The organism is Streptomyces sp. VRA16 Mangrove soil, assembly GCF_017377775.1.
In the GTDB taxonomy this organism is placed as follows: Bacteria; Actinomycetota; Actinomycetes; order Streptomycetales; family Streptomycetaceae; genus Streptomyces.
Genome location: NZ_JAFVLN010000006.1, coordinates 479,672 through 499,590 on the forward strand (window position 1 = coordinate 479,672; position 19,919 = coordinate 499,590).

Genomic DNA, 19,919 nt, shown 5'->3' on the forward strand with positions numbered 1-19,919 from the left:
CCGTTATGGAGCCGTAGCCGGGCTGCCCGACAGCGGTGCGGCCCGGCACGGTAGCGTCGGTCCTGCCATGGAACTTGCCTACATTCCCAGCCCGTCGCGCGGGGTCGTCTACCTCGGACCGATCCCGCTGCGCGGCTACGCGTTCTGCATCATCATCGGCGTCTTCGTGGCCGTCTGGCTCGGCAACAGGCGCTGGATCGCCCGCGGCGGGCGGGCCGGCACGGTCGCCGACATCGCTGTCTGGGCGGTGCCGTTCGGCCTGGTCGGCGGGCGGCTCTACCACGTCATCACGGACTACGAGCTGTACTTCAGCGAGGGCCGTGACTGGGTGGACGCCTTCAAGATCTGGGAGGGCGGCCTCGGTATCTGGGGCGCGATCGCGCTCGGCGCGGTCGGTGCCTGGATCGGCTGCCGTCGCCGCGGCATCCCGCTGCCCGCGTACGCCGACGCCATCGCACCCGGTATCGCGCTCGCCCAGGCCTGCGGCCGCTGGGGCAACTGGTTCAACCAGGAGCTCTACGGAAAGCCGACCGATGTGCCGTGGGCACTGAAGATCACCTCCGACACGGACGGCCGGGTGCCGGGCACCTACCACCCGACGTTCCTGTACGAGTCGCTGTGGTGCATCGGCGTCGCGCTGCTCGTGATCTGGGCCGACCGCAGGTTCAAGCTGGGCCACGGGCGGGCGTTCGCGCTGTACGTCGCCTCGTACTGCGTGGGCCGGTTCTGGATCGAGTGGATGCGCGTCGACGACGCCCACCACATCCTGGGCCTGCGCCTGAACGACTGGACGGCGATCCTCGTCTTCCTGCTCGCCGTGGTCTACATCGTGGTGTCGGCGAAGGCGCGGCCGGGCCGTGAGGAGATCGTCGAGCCCGGCGCCGCCGAGGAGTCCGCCGACGGTGCGGACGGCACGGCGAAGGACGCCGAAGGCAAGGAGACCGAGGACAAGGACTCCGACGGCAAGGACTCCGACGGCAAGGACTCCGACGGCAAGGACTCCGGCGACAAGGACTCCGGCGACAAGGATTCGGTGGACCTGAAGAAGAGCGAGCCCGCCGAGGACTCCGTGTCCGAGGCCGACTCCGAGAAGGAGAAGGCCGGGGGCAAGAAGGGCTGACGTCCTTCGCCCGTACGCCGAAGAGGGCGCCGAACCGCTGACGGTTCGGCGCCCTCTGGCGTCGGGCCCGGGCCCCTATGCGGGGGCGGCCCCCGCGAGGGCGAGCGTCCGCCGGGCCGCGGCCACCACCGCGGCGTCCACGAACCGGCCGTCCGCGAGCGCCAGCGCCCCCGCCTCGGTGGCCGCCGCCGTGACGATGTCGCGGGCCGCCGCCACCTCCGCGTCCGTCGGCCGGAACGCCTCCGCGATGACCGGGAGCTGGCGCGGATGGATCGCCGTGCGGCCCAGGAAGCCGAGCGCGCGGCCCTCGGCGCAGGAGCGGGCCAGGCCCTGCGTGTCCCGGATGTCCGGGTAGACGGACTGGGGCGGCGGCGGCAGCCGGGCCGCGCGGGCGGCGACGACCGCCCGGCCGCGCACCCAGGCCAGGCCCGCCGCGTCACTGACACCGAGGTCGGCGCGGAGGTCGGCCTCGCCGAGCGCGATGCCCCGCACCGCCGGGTGGGAGGCGATGCCGTAGGCATGCTCGACGCCGATGGCCGACTCCAGGAGGGCGTACAGGGGCGGGACTTCGACCGCCCAGTCGGCGACGCGGTCCAGGTCCGCCGGGCCGTTCACCTTCGGCAGCCGCAGCGCGTCCAGACCGGGGAGCGGGGCGAGGCGGCGCACCTCGCGCTCGGCGAGCGGGCCGTCCAGCGCGTTGACGCGGACGTGCACCGGCACGTCGTGCCGGTCGGCGAGCAGCTCGGCGGTGGCGTCGAGCGCGTACGCCTTGCGGTCGGGAGCGACCGCGTCCTCCAGGTCGACCAGGACCACATCGGCGCCGGAGCCCAGCGCCTTGGCGACCACGTCGGGACGGTCTCCGGGAACGTACAGCCACGTAAGGTACACACCGGTCATACTGCACCAGCTTCCCGCAGGGACGTGACCTCCGCCTCCGAGAGGCCGAGGCCGGTCAGGATCTCGTCGGTGTCCGCGCCGTGCGCACGGCCCGTCCACCTGATGCCGCCCGGGGTCTCGGAGAGCCGGAAGAGCACGTTCTGCATCTTCACCGTGCCGAGGTCGGGGTCGGGCAGTTCGGTGACCGAGCCGAGGGCCCGGTACTGCTCGTCGGCCATGACGTCGCGGATGTCGTAGATCGGGGCGATGGCCGCCTCCGCCTTCTCGAAGGCGGTGACCACCTCGTCGCGGGTGTGGCCCGCGATCCAGCCGCCGACCGCCGCGTCGAGCTCGTCGGCGTGCGCGGCGCGCCCCGAACCGGTCGCGAACCACTCCTCGTCGATGAACTCCGGGCGCCCCACGAGGTGCATCACGCGCTCGGCGATCGACTGTGCGGACGTGGAGACCGCGACCCACGTGCCGTCGCTGGTGCGGTAGGTGTTGCGCGGCGCGTTGTTCGTCGAGCGGTTGCCGGTGCGCGGCTGGACGTAGCCGAGCTGGTCGTACCAGGTGGCCTGCGGGCCGAGGATCGCCAGCATCGGCTCGATGATCGCCATGTCGATGACCTGGCCGTGGCCCGTGGTGTCCCGGCCGCGCAGGGCGGCCATGACCGCGTACGAGGTGGCGAGCGCGGCGATGGAGTCGGCGAGGCCGAACGGGGGCAGGGTCGGCGGTCCGTCCGGCTGGCCGGTGATCGCCGCGAAGCCGCTCATCGCCTCGGCGAGCGTGCCGAATCCGGGGCGGCGCGCGTACGGGCCGAACTGGCCGAAGCCGGTGACGCGGGCCAGGACCAGGCGCGGGTTGGCGGCGCTCAGCTCGTCCCAGCCGAGGTGCCACTTCTCCAGGGTGCCCGGGCGGAAGTTCTCGATGATCACGTCCGACTCGGCGGCGAGCTTGAGGAGGATCTCGCGGCCGCCGGGGGAGGACAGGTCGAGGGTGAGGTTCTTCTTGTTGCGGCCCAGTGTCTTCCACCACAGGCCGACGCCGTCCTTCGACGGGCCGTGGCCGCGGGACGGGTCCGGCTTGCGCGGGTGCTCGATCTTGATGACCTCGGCGCCGAAGTCGCCGAGCATCGTCGCGCAGATCGGGCCGGCGAAGAGGGTCGCGAGGTCGAGGACGCGGAGTCCGCTCAGCGGGCCCTGCGACGGGGTGTCGGTGGTCATGCGCGGGCCTCCAGAGTGAGCCGGGCCAGTTCGTCGAAGCCGATGCCGTCGAAGCCGCCGACCGTGGTGGCGAGGCGGTTCTTCAGCGGGGCGGACCAGGACGCGGGCAGCGCGTCCGGGTGCCCGGCCAGCAGGCCCGCGATCGAACCGGCCGTCGCGCCGTTGGAGTCGGTGTCCCAGCCGCCGCTCACCGCACGGCAGATGGAGCCCGCGAAGTCGCCGTCGGCGTGGGTGAGGGCGGCGGCGAGCAGTGCGGCGTTGGGCAGCACGTGCACCCAGTGGTGGTCGCGGTAGTGGTGGTGCAGCACGTCCACCACCTGCTCGAATCCCTCGGGGGTCCCGGTGGGCTCGGCGGCCGCCGTCTCGATGCCGAGCCGTACCGCCCGCGCGTAGCGGGAGTCCGGCGGGACGTGGGCGAGGGCGGCGCGCAGGGTCGCGTGGATCGTGGTGGGGACGGGGCCCGCCGCGTGGGCGATCGCCGCCGCGACGAACATCTCGCCGTAGACACCGTTGGCGGTGTGCGTCAACGCGGCGTCCCTGTGAGCGAGTTCGGCCGCGCGGGCCGGGTCGCCGGGGTTCGTCCAGCCGAAGATGTCCGCCCTGATCTGAGCGCCGATCCACTCACGGAACGGATTGCGGTACGTCGCCGTGAGCGGCGGCTCCAGGCCCGCGAGGAGATTGCGGTAGGCGACGCGCTCGGCGGTGAAGGTGCGCCCGGCCGGGAGTTCGTCCAGCCACAGCCGGGCCACGTCCTGCGTGCTGAAGTCGTGGCCGTACCGCTGGAGCAGCAGCAGTCCGAGCAGCGGGTAGTTGAGGTCGTCGTCCTCCGGCATCCCGTCGATGTTCTCGGCGAGCGAGGTGGGCCGGGAGCGGCGGTTCCACGGGTACGCGCTCGCGATCTCCGGGTCCAGGCCCCGCTCCGTGAACCACGTCGTCAGGGGCCAGTTGCCGGTGGAGCGGGCGATGGCCCTGATGCCGGTCAGCGGGAGCTTCTCCACCGGCTTGCCGAGCAGACAGCCGATCGCCCGGCCGAGCCAGGCCGCGTGCAGCCGGGGCAGGTCGGACGCCGGGGCCCCGTGCGGGGATGCCGCGGCGGTCCCGACGGCCCGGTACGTCGCCGGTTCCGCGGCGGAGAGCGGGGACGGCTGGGCCGCGAGCTCGTCCAGCAACTCCTCGGCCAGCCCCCGGAGGTCGGGCGTCGCCGGGGTGGCGGACGCGCCCGCGCGGTCCGGGGCCAGATGGCCGCCCGCCGCGACCCAGCGCGCCTGGATCGCGGAGGCGTCGCGGCCGTCCTGTGCGGCCTGCCGCAGTTCGTGGCCGATCAGGTCCTCGGGCTGTACCCAGGTCAGACGCAGCATCACAGACCCGCGATCGTCGCGAACGCCGCCTCGTGGGCGCGGCGGCGCTCCAGGTCGCGGCCGTGCACCTCGCGCGTGACCTGCGCGAGGGACGCCGCCGGGGTGTGCAGGTCCAGCTTGCTGGCCCGCGCGATCTCCGAGCTCCACTCCTTGGGCACGGCCTGCTCCCCGTACAGCGCGCCGACGATCGCGCCGCTCATCGTGGCGATCGAGTCGCAGTCGCGGCCGTAGTTGACCGAGCCGAGCACGGTGTGCCGGAAGTCGCCGCGGCCGACGAGCAGCATGCCGAGTGCGACGGGGAGTTCCTCGATGGCGTGCAGCCGGGAGGGGCGGCGGGCGCCGAGGGACGGCTTGCGGTACTCGGGGCCGACCGTGTCGAAGGGGGCGACCGCCTCGCGCAGCGGCTTGAGGGCGTCCTCGAAGTCGTCGTATCGGGCGGCCACGTCGCAGACCGCTTCGATCGCCGACTTCGTGCCGTCCTTCGCGAGCTTCAGGACGTCCTCGACGACCGACTCGGGCGTCGCGTCCGGCTTGTACGCGGCCGCTACGGCTGCCGCGAACACGCCCGCCGCCTCGCGGCCGTACGAGCTCTGGTGGGCGCCCGCCACGTCGAGGGCCTCGTTGTACGCGGAGCGGGGGTCGCCGGCGTTGACCGCGCCGACCGGGGCCATGTACATCGCGGCGCCGCAGTTCACGATGTTGCCGACGCCCGCCTCGCGGGGGTCCACGTGCCCGTAGTGGATGCGCGCGACGATCCACTTCTCGGCGAGGAAGATGCGCTGGAGGGGCAGGGCCTCCGCCTCGAGTTCCGGGATCCAGCGGGGAGTTGTGATGAGGTCGGGGACCAGGTGGTCGGCGACCGCGTACGCGTCGAGGTGGTCGCGGACCTTCTCGTACACGCGGACCAGCGCGTGCGTCATCAGGGTGTCGTCGGTGACGTGTCCGTCGCCCTTGTGGTACGGGGCGATCGGGCGGGCCGTCTTCCAGTCGTCCTTGTAGAACGGCTCGACGATGCCGCGCACCCGGCCGTTGTGCCGCTCCGCGATGGCCTCCGGGGTCCAGCCCTCGACGGGGCCGCCGAGCGCGTCGCCCACGGCCGCGCCGACCAGGGCGCCGGTGGTGCGGTCTTCCAGGGAAACGGTGGTCATGCTGAGGTTCCTTCCGGGGCGGGCGAGTGCGGGGAGGCGTGGGCGAGTCGCCCGGCGAGGGCGATGAGGTCGGTGCCGGCGAGGCTGGGCAGGGCGCAGCCCGCGAGTGTGCGGCAGGCGTCGCGCCAGGTGTCGGGGAGGGCGTCGGCGCCGCCGAGCGCGCCGGTGAGGGCGCCGGCCAGGGCGGGCGCGGAGTCCGCGACGCGGGAGAGACAGGCGGCAGTGGGGACCGCCTCGGTGACCGCGCCTGCTGCTGCCGTCGCCACGGCCAGGGCGACCGGGACCGTCTCCGCCGCCGCGATGCCGTAGCTGTAGACGTGGTCGACGATCTCGTGCTCCAGGACGGGGACGAGCGCGAACGCGTTGCCGGGCAGGCCCGGGCGGGCGGCGGCCGTGGCGCGGCCGAGCTCCACCGCCCTGTGCGCGTTGCGATGGATCTCGGTGCCCTCGGGGAGCTGGGCGAGCGCCGCGTCCACGCAGGCGTCGACCGGGGCGCCGCCGAGCGCCGCGGCCACGGCCGCCGCCATCGCGCGGGCGCCGTGCACACCGTCGCCGTCCTGGGTGTAGCGGGCGTCGAACTCGGCGAGATCCGCGGCCCGTTCGGGCTCGCCCGGGTGGACCACGGCCAGGACCGCGGCACGGACGCAGGCCGCGTCGTCGAAGTAGTGCGGGTTGTCGTGCCCGGTGGCGGGCGGGCGCAGCCCCGCCGCGAGGTTGCCGAGGCCCGCGCGCACCGAGATACGGGCGCGCAGCGGGATCTGCGCCGACTCGATCTCGTCGGCGCGCGCGGCCGCCGCCGCGATCTCGTCCGCCAGGGTGTTCCAGGCGAGGGCGAGGGCGGAGCGTACGCGGTGGTCGGGCGGGAGGTCGCCGAGCCCTTCCTCGTGGGCCGCCAGGACGGCGTGGGCGGTGAACGCGGCCCACTCGGCGTCGTCGGAGGGGCCGAGGCGCAGGGGTTCCGGGGGCTGGTTCAGGGCGATCGGGACGGGGAGGGTGGTGGTCGCGTTCTGCTCGGCGAACGTGTCGAGTTCGCGGGTGAGACGGCGGGTCCAGTCGGGGAGGCGGGCCGCGCGGTGGCGGCCCGACGGCCAGCCGGCCGCGTCTCCGGCGGCGATGCCGAGGAGCAGGCCCTCGATGCGGGCTGTTGTCATCGGGGGGTGGCCTTTCTCGTCTGCGGGTGGCTGGGGGTGCGCGGGGTGGGGGTCACCCCCGCCGCCCCTTCCCGTCCCCGGGGGCTTCGCCCCCGGAGCCCCTTCGGGGTTCGTTGTCCGGTGCGGGTGGGGTGTGGCTGGTCGCGCTCCACGGCGGAGCCGCTGATCGACGCTGCCCCGCGCCCCTTCGGGGGCGCTCACGCCGCCTCCCCTCGTGGCGTCAACTGGTCCGCCACGTCCAGGATGTGACGGCCCGTCATCGACGGCAGGCAGCTGCCTCGTACCGGGCCGATCGCCGTCGCCCAGGGCTCCGGGATCGCGGACTCACCGCGCAGGGCGCCTGCCAGGGCGCCGGCCACGGCCGCCGTCGTGTCCGCGTCGCGGCCCATGTTGACCGCCGTCAGGACCGACTCGCGGAAGTCGCCGCGGGCCACCGCGAACGCGCCGAACGCCAGGCCGACCGCCTCCGGGGCCAGGTCCGTCCAGGGGTAGCCGCCGATGACGACCGCCTTGCGGACCGCGCGCTCCATGGAGAGCTGGGTGCCGTCGGGATCGCGGCGGGCCCGGCGCGCCGCCGTCACCGCGCGGTGCAGGGAGCGCGCCGTCCAGGAGTCCTCGGGGACGACCGAAAGGGCCGCTTGGACCACGGCGTCGGGGTTGTGGCTGACCATCGCCGCGGCCACGCCCGCCGCCACCGCCCGGCCGCCGTGGATGCCCTCGCCGTCGTGCGACACCGTGCCGTCGATCGAGACCAGCCGGGCCGCTTCGGCGGGGCGCCCGGCCGCGTACACCCCGAAGGGCGCGGCCCGCATGGCGAGGCCGTCGCTCCACGCGTGCCGGTGCTGGGCGGAGATGGGTGCGGCGAGGCCCCGGCGCAGGTTCTCCAGGGTGCCGCGCTCGCTGAAGCCCGCCCCCTTGAACGGGCCCTCGTCGCGGTCCGCGATCCAGGTGTGCCAGGCCCGCTCGACGTGCCCGACCGTCAGGCCCGTGCCGTGCTCGGCGAGCAGCAGGCCGGAGAAGATCGCGTACTCGGTGTCGTCCGTGCCGGCCGGGTTCTCCGACACGAACCCCTCGATACGGCCCCAGCGTTCACGGATCTGGGACGGCTTCATGTTCTCGGCGGGCGCGCCGAGCGCGTCCCCGACGGCGAGCCCGAGGAGCGCGCCGCGGGCCCGGTCGCGCGGCGAGATCGCGGCCGGGGGAGGGGGCTGCGGGACCGTGCGCAGCCTGCGGGCCGATGGTTCCGGGTCGACGCTGACGCTCATGGTGTTCGTGCTCATTTCTGGGGTTGTGCGAGAGGGCGGGCGGGCCCTCGGGGGTCAGCGCTGGTAGCGGTCGAGGATGCGGTTGCCGTCGGTCGCCAGGCGCTTGCGGAGCTCGTCGATGCCGATTCCGCCGTTGTAGTACTCCTGGTAGGCGGGGGTGGCGATCTTGTCCTTCCACTCCGCGTAGCCGCGCACCCCGAGGACGGGGGAGGGGCGCAGCGACGCGGCTATGTCGGCTCCCGTCCGCCAGCCGTACTTCGCCGTGGTGAGCGACGGGTCCTTGAGCGCCTCGGTGCTGGTGGGCAACAGCCAGTCGCCGCGGGCCAGCCGGACCTGGTGCCGGGCCTGGGTGAGGAAGGCGATGAACTCCGTCGCCTCCTTCTTGTGCCGGCTGTCCTCGGAGACCGAGAGGGTCTGCGGCGCCGTGCCCTGGGCCAGGCCCCCGGCCCCGGACGGCAGCGGCAGGACCTCCCACGCGAAGCCCTTCGGGGCCTGCTGCTGGACCTGCTGGCGGTACGAGAAGTTGAGCGGCAGCATCGCGTAGCGGCCCGCGAAGAAGCCGGGCAGCGTGTCCGAACCCGACATGCCCAGGCCGGACTTGGGCGCGGTGCGGTCCTGGTCGACCTGGCGGTTGATCAGCCGGGCGATCGCCGAGTCGGCGGCGTCGTACCGGATCTCGTTCCTGCCGTCCGCGTCCTTGTAGAAGATCTTGCCGTCCGTGGAGAGCGACAGGTTCACGGACTGGCTGACCGGCTCCTTCATCGACCAGGCCACGCCGTACCTGTTCCCGCCGTGCGTCAGCTTCTTGCAGATCTCCTCGAACTCGTCCCAGGTCCAGGGGTGTTGGGCCGTCGGGACCCGCACGCCGGACTCGTCGAGGAGCTTCGAGTTCGCGATGAGGACGCGCGGCTCCTGGAGGAACGGGACGCCGTAGATCTTCCCGTCGTACGTCGTCGTCTCCCAGGACGCCTTCGGGATGTCCGTGCGCAGCGACCGCGGGAGGTACGGGGTCAGGTCCGCCAGGTAGCCGCCGTTCGCGAAGTCGGTGAGGTCCGAGGCGTCGTCGTGGAAGATGTCCGGCGCCTCGCCGCCCTCGAAGGAGGTGAGGAGCTGGTCGTGGATGTTGTCCCAACTGCCCTGGACATACGTGACCTTGACGTCGTCGTGGGTGTCGTTCCACTGCGCGACGAGCGCCTTGTTGGCGTCGACCGACTCCTTCTGCCAGGCCAGACTGAGGAATTCGAGGGTGATCCGGCCGCCCGCGGCGTCGGAGTCCGGGCCGCCGCAGCCCGCGACGGCCGTGGCCGACAGGCCCGCGAGGGCGGCGGCGAGGAAGGTGCGCCTGCGCATCAGCCCTTCACCGCCCCGCTGAGCATGCCGCCCACGAGCCGCCGCTGGAGCAGCGCGAAGAAGACGAGGCTGGGGATGGTGGCCAGGACCGACGCGGCGGCCAACGGGCCGAGGTCCGCGACGCCCTCGGCGCCCAGGAAGCGGGTGAGGATGACCGACATCGTCTGGTTCTCCGGGGACTTGAGGAGCACGAGGGCGAAGAAGAACTCGTTCCAGGCCGTCACGAAGCTGAACATCAGCGTGGCCACCAGACCGGGGGCGAGCAGCGGCAGGACCACGCTGACGAGCGTGCGCCCGCGGCTCGCGCCGTCCATGGCCGCCGCCTCCTCCAGCGAGGTCGGCACCGACTTCACGTACCCCTGGAGCATCCAGAGCGAGAAGGGCAGGTTCCACACGACGTACACGAGGATCAGGCCGAAGAGGCTGTCGATCAGGTGCAGGTTCTTCAGCACCAGGAACAGCGGGATGATCACCAGGACGAACGGGAACATCTGGCTGACCAGGATCCAGACCGTGCCCGCCTGGCTCACCCGCGTCCGGTACCTGACCATCACGTACGCCGCCGGGACCGCGATCGCGACCGAGACCACCGAGGCGCAGACCGCGACGATCAGGCTGTTGAGCGCCGAGTGGAGCAGCGGCTGCGCGTCGAAGGCGGCACGGTAGTTGTCGAGGCTCGGGTGCTGCGGGATCCACGTCGGGTCGATCGAGCCCAGCTCCTGCGGGGACTTGAAGGACGTGGAGAGCAGCCAGAGGAAGGGGAAGGCGAGGAAGACCATGTAGCAGAGCAGGGCCACGTACTGACCGGCTCGGCCTGCCGCGCGCGGGAAGGGAGTGCTCATGCCGTGTCCTCCACGTCTTCCTTCAGCTTCTTGCGCAGGAACACCGTCAGGAGCACCGCGATCACCGCGACCATGACCAGGCCCATCGCCGCCGCGTAGCCGAACTGGCCGTACTTGAAGGCCTCTTCGTACGCGAAGAGCATCGGCAGGCGGGTCTGACCGCCGGGGCCGCCCTGCGTCAGGACGTACACCAGGCCGAAGGAATTGAAGTTCCAGATGAAGTTGAGCGCGGTGATGGACAGGACCACCGGCCGCAGCGCGGGCCAGGTCACCGCGGTGAAGCGGCGCCACAGGCCCGCGCCGTCCAGCTGCGCGGCCTCGCGCAGCTCGTGCGGCACGTTCTGCAGACCGGCGAGGAGCACCACCGTCGTCTGCGGCATGCCCGCCCAGACGCCGACCACGATGACGGCCGGGAGCGCGTAGGACAGGTCCGAGAGCCAGTCGATGTTCTCGTGGATCAGGCCGAGCTGGGTCAGCGTCTTGTTCAGGACGCCCGCGTCCGAGTGGTACACGAGCCGCCACATGATGCCGACGACCACCTCGGGCATCGCCCACGGGACCAGGGCGAGGGTCCGGGCCAGCCAGCGGAAGCGCAGGTTCTGGTTGAGCAGCAGGGCCAGGCCGAGGCCGAGCACGAACTGCAGCGCCGTCACGCACACCGCCCAGACCAGGCCGATGCGGAACGACTCCCAGAACAGCGAGTCGTGGCGCAGGTCCAGGAAGTTGTCCAGGCCGACGAACTGCGTGGCGGTGGTGCGGCCCGCCTGGGAGTCCGTGAAGGCGAGCGAGACGCCGTACAGGAGCGGGCCCACGCTGAGTATCAGGATCGGGATCAGCGCGGGAAGCAGCAGGAACCACGCGCCCCGGTCCAGGCCGAGCGCGCGCTTGCGCTGGGCCGGGGTGCGGGGCGGCGGTGTGCCGCGGCTGCCCGGGACGGCACTGTCCCGGGAGGCGGTGAGACTCATGGCACGAACCTCGTGACTCTCAACTGTCGGGCGCCGCCCGGCCGGTGGAGGCACGGACGACGAGGCGGGGCGGGGCGGTGGTGGTGCGGGGGGTGGAGTTCTCGGCGGCTTCGGCGGCGTTCGCGGGGTCGGCGGGGCCGGCGGGGCCGACGGGTGCGGACAGGCGCTTGAGGAGGAGTTCGGCGGCTTCCCTGCCGCGGGCGGTGGAGCCCAGGTCGACGCTGGTCAGCGGGGGCCAGCCGGCCTGCGCGAGCATGCTGTCGTCCATCCCGGCGACGGCGACGTCCTCGGGTATCCGCAGGCCCCGGGCGTGCAGGGCGCGGGCGGCGCCGAGCGCGAGCTGGTCGTTGGCGCAGAAGACGGCGTCGGGGCGGGCCCGCTCGAGGAGGCCCTCGGTGGCATCGGCGCCCGACTCGATGCCGAAGTCCGTGTGCACGACGAGCGCGGGGTCGTATACGAGGCCGCAGTCGGCCAGGGCGGCGCGGTAGCCCTCGTCGCGGTTGGCACCGGGGACCGTGTCCGCCGGGCCGTTGACGAAGGCGATGCGGCGGCGGCCCGTCTCGTGCAGATGGCGCACGGCGAGGGCGGCGCCCGCGACGGAGTCGGCCCGCACACTGTCCACCGGCACCCCGTCGGGCAGCGAACCTATGACCACGACCGGGCCCGCCGCCGTGCGCAGCGCCTCGATGTGGGCGTCCGTGATGCGGATGGGGCAGATGATGAGGCCGTCGCTGGTGCGGTCGCCGAGGCTGCGCAGCACCGCGAGCTCGTCGTCGACGACGGCGTCCGTGGAGTGCAGCAGGAGGCGGTACCCGGCGGCCTTGGCGACGGACTGGATGGCGCGGACCATCGCCACGTACACCGGGTTGCCGATGTCGGGCATCGCGAAGGTGAGCTGGCGGGTGCGGCCGCCCTTGAGGGAGCGGGCCACCGCGTTGGGCACGTAGCCCAGCTCGGCGGCGGCGCGCTCGACCTTGACGACGGTGTCGCGGCGGGCCCCCACGCCGTTCAGGACGCGCGAGACGGAGGCGATGGAGACCCCGGCGCGCTCCGCGATGGAGACGATCGTCGGCTGGCCCGTGCTGGTACCCGTGCCCATCTCTTTACCCCCATACGTCCGAGAACTTCCGGCCCCTGTAAACGTTTCCCGTAGCTGGAAACGTTTACAGATGTTGCGGTCATGTTTCCCGGACCGTCAACGCACCGATCACGTGATCCATCTCACGGGTGATCTGGGGAAGATCCAGTTCAGGGGGTGCCGCGACCGTTGCGCAGGGTGCAAAACCGCAGGTAAGTACGGCCTTCCTTGCTAGCGGGGCCCGTCGTTCGTGCGTACTTTCGGATGCGGAGAAAGCATCCGAGGGGAACGGGGATCACGGGCATGGCCATCATCGAGACCGAGGCGACACTTCACGACGCGCACCGGGACAACCACACCCACCGCGACGTGAACGGCGGCTGGCTGCGTCCCGCGGTGTTCGGCGCCATGGACGGTCTCGTCTCCAACTTCGCGCTGATGGCCGGTGTCGCGGGCGGCGCCGTGTCGCAGCAGACGATCATCATCACCGGACTGTCGGGCCTGGCCGCCGGCGCCTTCTCCATGGCGGCCGGCGAGTACACCTCCGTCGCCTCCCAGCGCGAGCTGGTCGAGGCCGAACTCGACGTCGAGCGGCGCGAGTTGAGGAAGCACCCGGCCGACGAGCAGCGTGAGCTCGCCGAGCTCTACATCTCCCGCGGCGTCGAGCCGAAGCTCGCCCACGAGGTCGCCCGGCAGCTCTCCGAGGACCCCGAGCAGGCCCTGGAGATCCACGCCCGCGAGGAGCTCGGCATCGACCCGGGCGACCTGCCCTCGCCGACGGTGGCCGCCGTCTCGTCCTTCGGCGCCTTCGCGCTGGGCGCGCTCATCCCCGTGCTGCCGTACCTGCTCGGCGCGAGCGCGCTGTGGCCGGCCGTGGTGCTGGCGCTCGTCGGACTCTTCGCCTGCGGGGCGCTCGTGGCCAGGGTGACGGCGCGCTCGTGGTGGTTCAGCGGATTGCGGCAGTTGGCCCTGGGCGGAGCGGCGGCGGGTGTGACCTATCTCCTGGGCACTCTTTTCGGTACGGCGGTAGGTTGACGGCCGCCGGTCGCCGCCGGATGATGGCTATACAGGGCCTTGCATAAGTAGTCGTTACTGGACGGTTTCGATTACTTGACCACGGGGCATGAGCCGTAAGCGCTGTGGGCAATGAGGCCCGCGCCGCACACCCGCACCACCCCGGCCGCCGGTCATCGATCTGCCCGGCGAGGCCTCTCCCGCCGCGACCCGCGGTGTCCGCATGTTGGAACGAAGTATCCACTTCTCGGGAATCGCTCCATCATGTAACCTGCACGAAATTTTGCAGCAGCATGAACTTCGCAGAGGGCCAACGTCGTCCCTCGGCACTTGCAAATGCCACGACGACGACGGGAGAGCCGATGCGTACGCCGCGCCAGCCGTCCCAGCATTCCGCCGGCCAGAACTGGTCGCACATGGATGCTCGCCCTGCTGCTCAGGGCATGTACGACCCGCGCAACGAGCACGACGCCTGTGGTGTCGGCTTCGTGGCCACCCTCACCGGTGAGGCGAGCCACACGCTGGTCGAGCAGGCGCTCACCGTTCTGCGCAACCTGGAACACCGCGGTGCCACCGGCTCCGAGCCCGACTCGGGTGACGGCGCGGGCATCCTGTCCCAGGTTCCGGACGCCTTCCTGCGCGAGGTGGTCGACTTCGACCTGCCCGAGGCCGGTGCGTACGCCGTTGGTATCGCCTTCCTGCCGGAGACGGACACCGAGTCCCCGGAAGCCGCGGTCTCGCAGATCGAGACGATCGCCGCCGAAGAGGGCCTGACCGTCCTCGGCTGGCGCGAGGTTCCCGTCGCCCCGCAGCTGCTCGGCGCCACCGCGCGCTCGACGATGCCGGCGTTCCGCCAGATCTTCGTCGCGGACGGCTCCAGCACGGACATCGCCCTCGACCGCAAGGCCTTCGTGCTGCGCAAGCGCGCCGAGCGCGAGGCGGGCGTCTACTTCCCGTCGCTCTCCGCCCGCACGATCGTCTACAAGGGCATGCTGACCACCGGCCAGCTGGAGCCCTTCTTCCCGGACCTGTCCGACCGCCGCTTCGCGTCCGCGATCGCGCTCGTCCACTCGCGCTTCTCCACGAACACGTTCCCGTCGTGGCCGCTCGCGCACCCGTACCGCTTCGTCGCGCACAACGGTGAGATCAACACCGTCAAGGGCAACCGCAACTGGATGCGCGCCCGTGAGTCGCAGCTGGCCTCGGAGCTCTTCGGCTCGGGAGAAGGCCAGGATCTCGCGCGGATCTTCCCGATCTGTACGCCGGACGCCTCCGACTCCGCCTCCTTCGACGAGGTCCTGGAGCTGCTGCACCTCGGCGGCCGTTCGCTTCCGCACAGCGTTCTGATGATGATCCCGGAGGCGTGGGAGAACCACGACTCCATGGACCCGGCCCGGCGCGCCTTCTACCAGTACCACTCCACGATGATGGAGCCCTGGGACGGCCCGGCCTGTGTCACCTTCACCGACGGCACCCAGGTCGGCGCCGTTCTCGACCGCAACGGTCTGCGCCCCGGCCGCTACTGGGTGACCGACGAGGGCCTCGTCGTCCTCGGCTCCGAGGTCGGCGTCCTCGACATCGACCCGGCGAAGGTCGTCAAGAAGGGCCGGCTGCAGCCCGGCCGGATGTTCCTCGTGGACACCGCCGAGCACCGCATCATCGAGGACGACGAGATCAAGGCGTCCCTCGCCGCCGAGCAGCCGTACGCGGACTGGCTGGAGACCGGCGAGATCGAGCTCTCCGACCTGCCCGAGCGCGAGCACATCGTGCACACGCACGCCTCCGTCACGCGCCGCCAGCAGACCTTCGGCTACACCGAGGAAGAGCTGCGCATCATCCTCGCGCCGATGGCCAAGGCCGGTGCCGAGCCGATCGGCTCGATGGGCACGGACACCCCGATCGCGGCCCTGTCGCAGCGCCCGCGTCTGCTCTTCGACTACTTCACCCAGCTGTTCGCGCAGGTCACGAACCCGCCGCTGGACGCCATCCGCGAGGAGCTCGTCACCTCGCTGCGCTCGTCGCTCGGCCCGGGCAGCAACCTCCTGGAGCCGACCGCCGCGTCCTGCCGTTCGGTCACCCTGCCGTTCCCGGTGATCGACAACGACGAGCTGGCCAAGCTCATCCACATCAACGCCGACGGCGACATGCCGGGCATGAAGGCCGCGACCCTGTCCGGCCTGTACCGGGTCTCCGGCGGCGGCGACGCGCTCGCCGCCCGCCTGGACGAGATCTGCGCCGAGGCCGACGCGGCCATCGAGGCCGGCGCCCGCCTGATCGTCCTCTCGGACCGGCACTCCGACGCCGAGCACGCGCCGATCCCGTCGCTGCTGCTCACCGCCGCCGTGCACCACCACCTCATCCGCACCAAGCAGCGCACCGAGGTCGGCCTGCTGGTCGAGGCCGGTGACGTCCGCGAGGTGCACCACGTCGCGCTGCTCATCGGCTTCGGTGCCGCGGCCGTCAACCCGTACCTCGCGATGGAGTCGGTCGAGGACCTGGTCCGCGCCGGCACGTTCCTCTCGGACATAGAGCCCGAGCAGGCCATCCGCAACCTGATCTACGCCCTCGGCAAGGGCGTCCTCAAGGTCATGTCGAAGATGGGCATCTCCACCGTCGCCTCCTACCGCGGCGCCCAGGTCTTCGAGGCCGTCGGTCTCGACGAGGCCTTCGTGGAGAAGTACTTCAACGGCACCGCCACCAAGATCGGCGGCGCGGGCCTCGACGTCATCGCCGGTGAGGTCGCCGCCCGCCACGCCAAGGCGTACCCGGCCTCCGGCATCGCCCCGGCGCACCGCGCGCTGGAGATCGGCGGCGAGTACCAGTGGCGCCGCGAGGGCGAGCCGCACCTGTTCGACCCGGAGACGGTCTTCCGCCTCCAGCACGCGACCCGTTCGCGCCGCTACGACATCTTCAAGAAGTACACGGGCCGGGTGAACGAGCAGTCGGAGCGCCTGATGACGCTGCGCGGCCTGTTCAACTTCAAGTCGGGCCGTGAGGCCATCCCGATCGACGAGGTCGAGCCGGTCTCCGAGATCGTCAAGCGCTTCTCGACCGGTGCCATGTCGTACGGCTCCATCTCGCGCGAGGCCCACGAGACCCTCGCCATCGCGATGAACCAGCTCGGCGGCAAGTCCAACACCGGTGAGGGCGGCGAGGACGCGGACCGCCTCTACGACCCGGCGCGCCGCTCCAGCATCAAGCAGGTCGCCTCCGGCCGCTTCGGTGTGACCTCCGAGTACCTGGTCAACGCCGACGACATCCAGATCAAGATGGCCCAGGGCGCCAAGCCCGGTGAGGGCGGTCAGCTGCCCGGCCACAAGGTCTACCCGTGGGTCGCGAAGACGCGTCACTCGACGCCGGGCGTGGGCCTCATCTCCCCGCCGCCGCACCACGACATCTACTCCATCGAGGACCTGGCTCAGCTGATCCACGACCTCAAGAACGCCAACCCGCAGGCCCGCATCCACGTGAAGCTGGTCTCCGAGGTCGGCGTCGGCACGGTCGCGGCCGGTGTGTCGAAGGCGCACGCGGACGTCGTCCTCATCTCCGGCCACGACGGCGGTACGGGCGCCTCGCCGCTCACCTCGCTGAAGCACGCCGGCGGTCCCTGGGAGCTCGGCCTCGCCGAGACCCAGCAGACGCTGCTCCTCAACGGCCTGCGCGACCGCATCGTCGTGCAGACCGACGGCCAGCTGAAGACCGGCCGCGACGTCATCATCGCCGCGCTGCTCGGCGCCGAGGAGTTCGGTTTCGCGACCGCACCGCTCGTCGTCTCCGGCTGCGTCATGATGCGCGTCTGCCACCTGGACACCTGCCCGGTCGGCATCGCCACCCAGAACCCGGTCCTGCGCGACCGCTTCTCCGGCAAGGCCGAGTACGTCGTCAACTTCTTCGAGTTCATCGCCGAGGAGGTCCGCGAGCTCCTCGCCGAGCTGGGCTTCCGCTCCATCGAGGAGGCCGTCGGCCACGCCGAGCTCCTCGACACCGAGCGCGCCGTGAACCACTGGAAGGCGCAGGGCCTGGACCTGGAGCCGCTGTTCCACGTGCCGGACCTGCCCGAGGGCGCCGTCCGCCACCAGCTGATCAGCCAGGACCACGGCCTGGAGAAGGCGCTCGACAACGAGCTCATCAAGCTCGCCGCCGACGCCCTCGCCGCGAACGACCAGACGGACGCCCAGCCGGTGCGCGCCCAGGTCGCCATCCGCAACATCAACCGCACGGTCGGCACCATGCTCGGCCACGAGGTGACGAAGAAGTTCGGTGGCGCGGGCCTGCCCGACGACACCATCGACATCACCTTCACCGGCTCGGCGGGCCAGTCCTTCGGCGCCTTCGTCCCGCGTGGTGTCACGCTGCGCCTCGAAGGCGACGCCAACGACTACGTCGGCAAGGGCCTGTCCGGCGGCCGGATCATCGTCCGCCCGGACCGCGGCGCCGACCACCTCGCCGAGTACTCGACGATCGCCGGCAACACGATCGCGTACGGCGCGACGGGCGGCGAGCTGTTCCTGCGCGGCCGCACCGGCGAGCGCTTCTGCGTCCGCAACTCCGGTGCCACGGTCGTCTCGGAGGGCGTGGGCGACCACGGCTGCGAGTACATGACCGGTGGTCACGCGGTGGTCCTCGGCGAGACGGGCCGCAACTTCGCGGCCGGTATGTCGGGCGGTGTCGCGTACGTCATCGACCTCGACCTCAACAACGTGAACGTCGCCTCCCAGGCGGCGGTCGAGGCCCTGGACGACACCGACAAGCAGTGGCTGCACGACGTCGTGCGCCGCCACGCCGAGGAGACCGGCTCCACCGTCGCCGAGAAGCTCCTTGCCGACTGGGACGCTTCGGTGGCCCGGTTCAGCAAGATCATCCCCAGCACGTACAAGGCAGTGCTCGCCGCCAAGGACGCCGCCGAGCGAGCCGGTCTCTCCGAGACCGAGATCACCGAGAAGATGATGGAGGCGGCGACCAATGGCTGATCCCAAGGGCTTTCTCAACCACGGCCGCGAGGTCGCCAGGACGCGTCCCGTCGGCGAGCGTGTGCAGGACTGGAACGAGGTCTACGTTCCCGGTTCCCTGCTCCCCATCATCAGCAAGCAGGCGAGCCGCTGCATGGACTGCGGCATCCCGTTCTGCCACAACGGCTGCCCGCTGGGGAACCTGATCCCCGAGTGGAACGACTACGCGTACCGCGAGGACTGGTCGGCGGCGCAGGAGCGCCTGCACGCCACCAACAACTTCCCGGAGTTCACGGGCCGCCTCTGCCCGGCTCCCTGTGAGTCGGCGTGCGTGCTCGGCATCAACCAGCCGGCCGTCACCATCAAGAACGTCGAGGTCTCGATCATCGACCAGGCGTGGGACCGGGGCGACGTCGCCCCGCAGATCCCCGAGCGCCTGTCGGGCAAGACCGTCGCCGTCATCGGCTCGGGCCCGGCCGGCCTGGCCGCCGCCCAGCAGCTGACGCGGGCCGGCCACACGGTCGCGGTGTACGAGCGCGCCGACCGCATCGGCGGTCTGCTCCGCTACGGCATCCCCGAGTTCAAGATGGAGAAGCGCCACATCAACCGCCGCATCGAGCAGATGCGCGCGGAGGGCACCAAGTTCCGCACCGGTGTGGAGATCGGCCGCGACATCGACGCCGCGAAGCTGCGCAAGCGCTACGACGCCGTCGTCATCGCCGCCGGTGCCACGGTCTCCCGTGACCTGCCGGTCCCGGGCCGTGAGCTGAACGGCATCCACTTCGCCATGGAGTACCTGCCGCTCGCCAACAAGGTGCAGGAGGGCGACTTCGTGGCGCCCCCCATCACCGCCGAGGGCAAGCACGTCGTGGTCATCGGCGGCGGTGACACCGGCGCGGACTGCGTGGGCACCGCCCACCGCCAGGGCGCGGCCTCGGTCACGCAGCTGGAGATCATGCCGCGTCCGAACGACGACCGGAACCCGGTCGCGCAGCCGTGGCCGACCTTCCCGATGCTGTACAAGGTCACCTCGGCGCACGAGGAGGGCGGCGAGCGGGTCTACTCCGTCTCCACGACCCACTTCGAGGGCGACGAGGACGGCAACGTCCAGTGGCTGCACCTCACCGAGGTCGAGTTCATCGACGGCAAGCTGACGCCGAAGCCGGGCACGGAGCGCAAGATCCCCGCTCAGCTGGTGACGCTGGCCATGGGCTTCACGGGCACCGACCAGGAGAACGGCCTGGTCTCCCAGTTCGCCCTGGACCTCGACGAGCGCGGCAACATCGCCCGCGACGCCGACTTCCAGACGAACGTCCCCGGGGTCTTCGTCGCCGGTGACGCCGGCCGCGGCCAGTCCCTCATCGTGTGGGCCATCGCGGAGGGCCGCTCGGCCGCCCGTGGCGTGGACCGCTTCCTGACCGGCGCCTCGGACCTCCCGGCCCCGATCCGCCCGACGGACCGCGCGCTGGCCGTGTAACGGCCTGACGCCCGTCAAAAGACGTCCCGTACAACGGCGTACGGAACTGAGCGCGACGCTCGCCCTGTAATGTCCCCGACCGGACGCTTGGGCGGGCGTCGCG

13 protein-coding genes and 1 pseudogene are annotated in these 19,919 nt (G+C 71.7%); 4 read left to right on the forward strand and 10 right to left on the reverse strand.

What is annotated here, in order from left to right:
- Positions 1-67: 67 nt before the first annotated feature.
- Positions 68-887, forward strand: a pseudogene (lgt, locus tag J3486_RS19750) (prolipoprotein diacylglyceryl transferase); the annotation flags it as partial.
- Positions 888-1,195: 308 nt separating this feature from the next.
- Here lgt and J3486_RS19755 read toward each other — a convergent pair.
- The 10 genes from J3486_RS19755 to J3486_RS19800 all read right to left on the reverse strand — a co-directional run bounded on the left by J3486_RS19755 (position 1,196) and on the right by J3486_RS19800 (position 12,397).
- A complete protein-coding gene (locus tag J3486_RS19755) occupies positions 1,196-2,017 on the reverse strand; it encodes a CoA ester lyase (protein WP_207821862.1) in 822 nt (273 codons plus the stop codon).
- Positions 2,014-3,219: a CaiB/BaiF CoA-transferase family protein gene (locus J3486_RS19760; protein WP_207821864.1), complete on the reverse strand. Its 1,206-nt coding sequence runs from the start codon at positions 3,217-3,219 to the stop codon at positions 2,014-2,016. The genes J3486_RS19755 and J3486_RS19760 overlap by 4 nt, the downstream gene beginning before the upstream one ends.
- Entirely contained in the window at positions 3,216-4,577 is a 1,362-nt protein-coding gene (locus tag J3486_RS19765) for an ADP-ribosylglycohydrolase family protein (protein WP_207821866.1), read from the reverse strand. Before J3486_RS19765 ends, J3486_RS19760 begins: the two co-directional genes overlap by 4 nt.
- Positions 4,577-5,725 carry an ADP-ribosylglycohydrolase family protein gene (locus J3486_RS19770; RefSeq protein WP_207821868.1) on the reverse strand — a complete coding sequence of 383 codons (1,149 nt, stop codon included), beginning with the start codon at positions 5,723-5,725 and terminating at the stop codon, positions 4,577-4,579. Before J3486_RS19770 ends, J3486_RS19765 begins: the two co-directional genes overlap by 1 nt.
- The gene (locus J3486_RS19775; protein WP_207821870.1) at positions 5,722-6,876 is read right to left on the reverse strand and encodes an ADP-ribosylglycohydrolase family protein; all 1,155 of its coding nucleotides are present in this window, start codon (positions 6,874-6,876) and stop codon (positions 5,722-5,724) included. The genes J3486_RS19770 and J3486_RS19775 overlap by 4 nt, the downstream gene beginning before the upstream one ends.
- Before the next feature lie 197 nt (positions 6,877-7,073).
- The gene (locus J3486_RS19780) at positions 7,074-8,156 is read right to left on the reverse strand and encodes an ADP-ribosylglycohydrolase family protein (RefSeq protein ID WP_229378223.1); all 1,083 of its coding nucleotides are present in this window, start codon (positions 8,154-8,156) and stop codon (positions 7,074-7,076) included.
- Between the two features lie 39 nt (positions 8,157-8,195).
- Complete coding sequence (locus J3486_RS19785; protein ID WP_207821871.1) at positions 8,196-9,491, reverse strand: ABC transporter substrate-binding protein; 1,296 nt, start codon at positions 9,489-9,491, stop codon at positions 8,196-8,198.
- Complete coding sequence (locus J3486_RS19790) at positions 9,491-10,333, reverse strand: carbohydrate ABC transporter permease (protein ID WP_207821873.1); 843 nt, start codon at positions 10,331-10,333, stop codon at positions 9,491-9,493. Before J3486_RS19790 ends, J3486_RS19785 begins: the two co-directional genes overlap by 1 nt.
- Positions 10,330-11,298, reverse strand: coding sequence for a carbohydrate ABC transporter permease (locus J3486_RS19795; RefSeq protein WP_207821876.1), 969 nt, complete (start codon positions 11,296-11,298; stop codon positions 10,330-10,332). The genes J3486_RS19790 and J3486_RS19795 overlap by 4 nt, the downstream gene beginning before the upstream one ends.
- Positions 11,299-11,317: 19 nt before the next feature.
- On the reverse strand, positions 11,318-12,397 hold the full coding sequence (locus J3486_RS19800) for a LacI family DNA-binding transcriptional regulator (protein WP_207821878.1): 1,080 nt from the start codon (positions 12,395-12,397) through the stop codon (positions 11,318-11,320).
- A 282-nt stretch (positions 12,398-12,679) separates the two neighbouring features.
- On the opposite strand from J3486_RS19800, the gene J3486_RS19805 reads away from it, so the two are divergent.
- The 3 genes from J3486_RS19805 to J3486_RS19815 all read left to right on the forward strand — a co-directional run bounded on the left by J3486_RS19805 (position 12,680) and on the right by J3486_RS19815 (position 19,816).
- Positions 12,680-13,411 (forward strand): VIT1/CCC1 transporter family protein, encoded by a 732-nt coding sequence (locus J3486_RS19805; RefSeq protein ID WP_207821880.1) that lies wholly within the window; start codon positions 12,680-12,682, stop codon positions 13,409-13,411.
- 341 nt (positions 13,412-13,752) lie between these two features.
- Positions 13,753-18,360, forward strand: coding sequence for a glutamate synthase large subunit (gene gltB / locus J3486_RS19810; RefSeq protein WP_207821882.1), 4,608 nt, complete (start codon positions 13,753-13,755; stop codon positions 18,358-18,360).
- Positions 18,353-19,816 carry a glutamate synthase subunit beta gene (locus tag J3486_RS19815; RefSeq protein WP_207821884.1) on the forward strand — a complete coding sequence of 488 codons (1,464 nt, stop codon included), beginning with the start codon at positions 18,353-18,355 and terminating at the stop codon, positions 19,814-19,816. Before gltB ends, J3486_RS19815 begins: the two co-directional genes overlap by 8 nt.
- The last annotated feature ends 103 nt before the right edge of the window (positions 19,817-19,919 follow it).

What these genes read in the sequence shown, in the direction of transcription:
- J3486_RS19755 (WP_207821862.1), bottom strand. Translation starts at nt 2,017, where the DNA reads ATGACCGGTGTGTACCTTACGTGGCTGTACGTTCCCGGAGACCGTCCC.
- J3486_RS19760 (WP_207821864.1), bottom strand. Translation starts at nt 3,219, where the DNA reads ATGACCACCGACACCCCGTCGCAGGGCCCGCTGAGCGGACTCCGCGTC.
- J3486_RS19765 (WP_207821866.1), bottom strand. Translation starts at nt 4,577, where the DNA reads ATGCTGCGTCTGACCTGGGTACAGCCCGAGGACCTGATCGGCCACGAA.
- J3486_RS19770 (WP_207821868.1), bottom strand. Translation starts at nt 5,725, where the DNA reads ATGACCACCGTTTCCCTGGAAGACCGCACCACCGGCGCCCTGGTCGGC.
- J3486_RS19775 (WP_207821870.1), bottom strand. Translation starts at nt 6,876, where the DNA reads ATGACAACAGCCCGCATCGAGGGCCTGCTCCTCGGCATCGCCGCCGGA.
- J3486_RS19780 (WP_229378223.1), bottom strand. Translation starts at nt 8,156, where the DNA reads ATGAGCACGAACACCATGAGCGTCAGCGTCGACCCGGAACCATCGGCC.
- J3486_RS19785 (WP_207821871.1), bottom strand. Translation starts at nt 9,491, where the DNA reads ATGCGCAGGCGCACCTTCCTCGCCGCCGCCCTCGCGGGCCTGTCGGCC.
- J3486_RS19790 (WP_207821873.1), bottom strand. Translation starts at nt 10,333, where the DNA reads ATGAGCACTCCCTTCCCGCGCGCGGCAGGCCGAGCCGGTCAGTACGTG.
- J3486_RS19795 (WP_207821876.1), bottom strand. Translation starts at nt 11,298, where the DNA reads ATGAGTCTCACCGCCTCCCGGGACAGTGCCGTCCCGGGCAGCCGCGGC.
- J3486_RS19800 (WP_207821878.1), bottom strand. Translation starts at nt 12,397, where the DNA reads ATGGGCACGGGTACCAGCACGGGCCAGCCGACGATCGTCTCCATCGCG.
- J3486_RS19805 (WP_207821880.1), top strand. Translation starts at nt 12,680, where the DNA reads ATGGCCATCATCGAGACCGAGGCGACACTTCACGACGCGCACCGGGAC.
- gltB (WP_207821882.1), top strand. Translation starts at nt 13,753, where the DNA reads ATGCGTACGCCGCGCCAGCCGTCCCAGCATTCCGCCGGCCAGAACTGG.
- J3486_RS19815 (WP_207821884.1), top strand. Translation starts at nt 18,353, where the DNA reads ATGGCTGATCCCAAGGGCTTTCTCAACCACGGCCGCGAGGTCGCCAGG.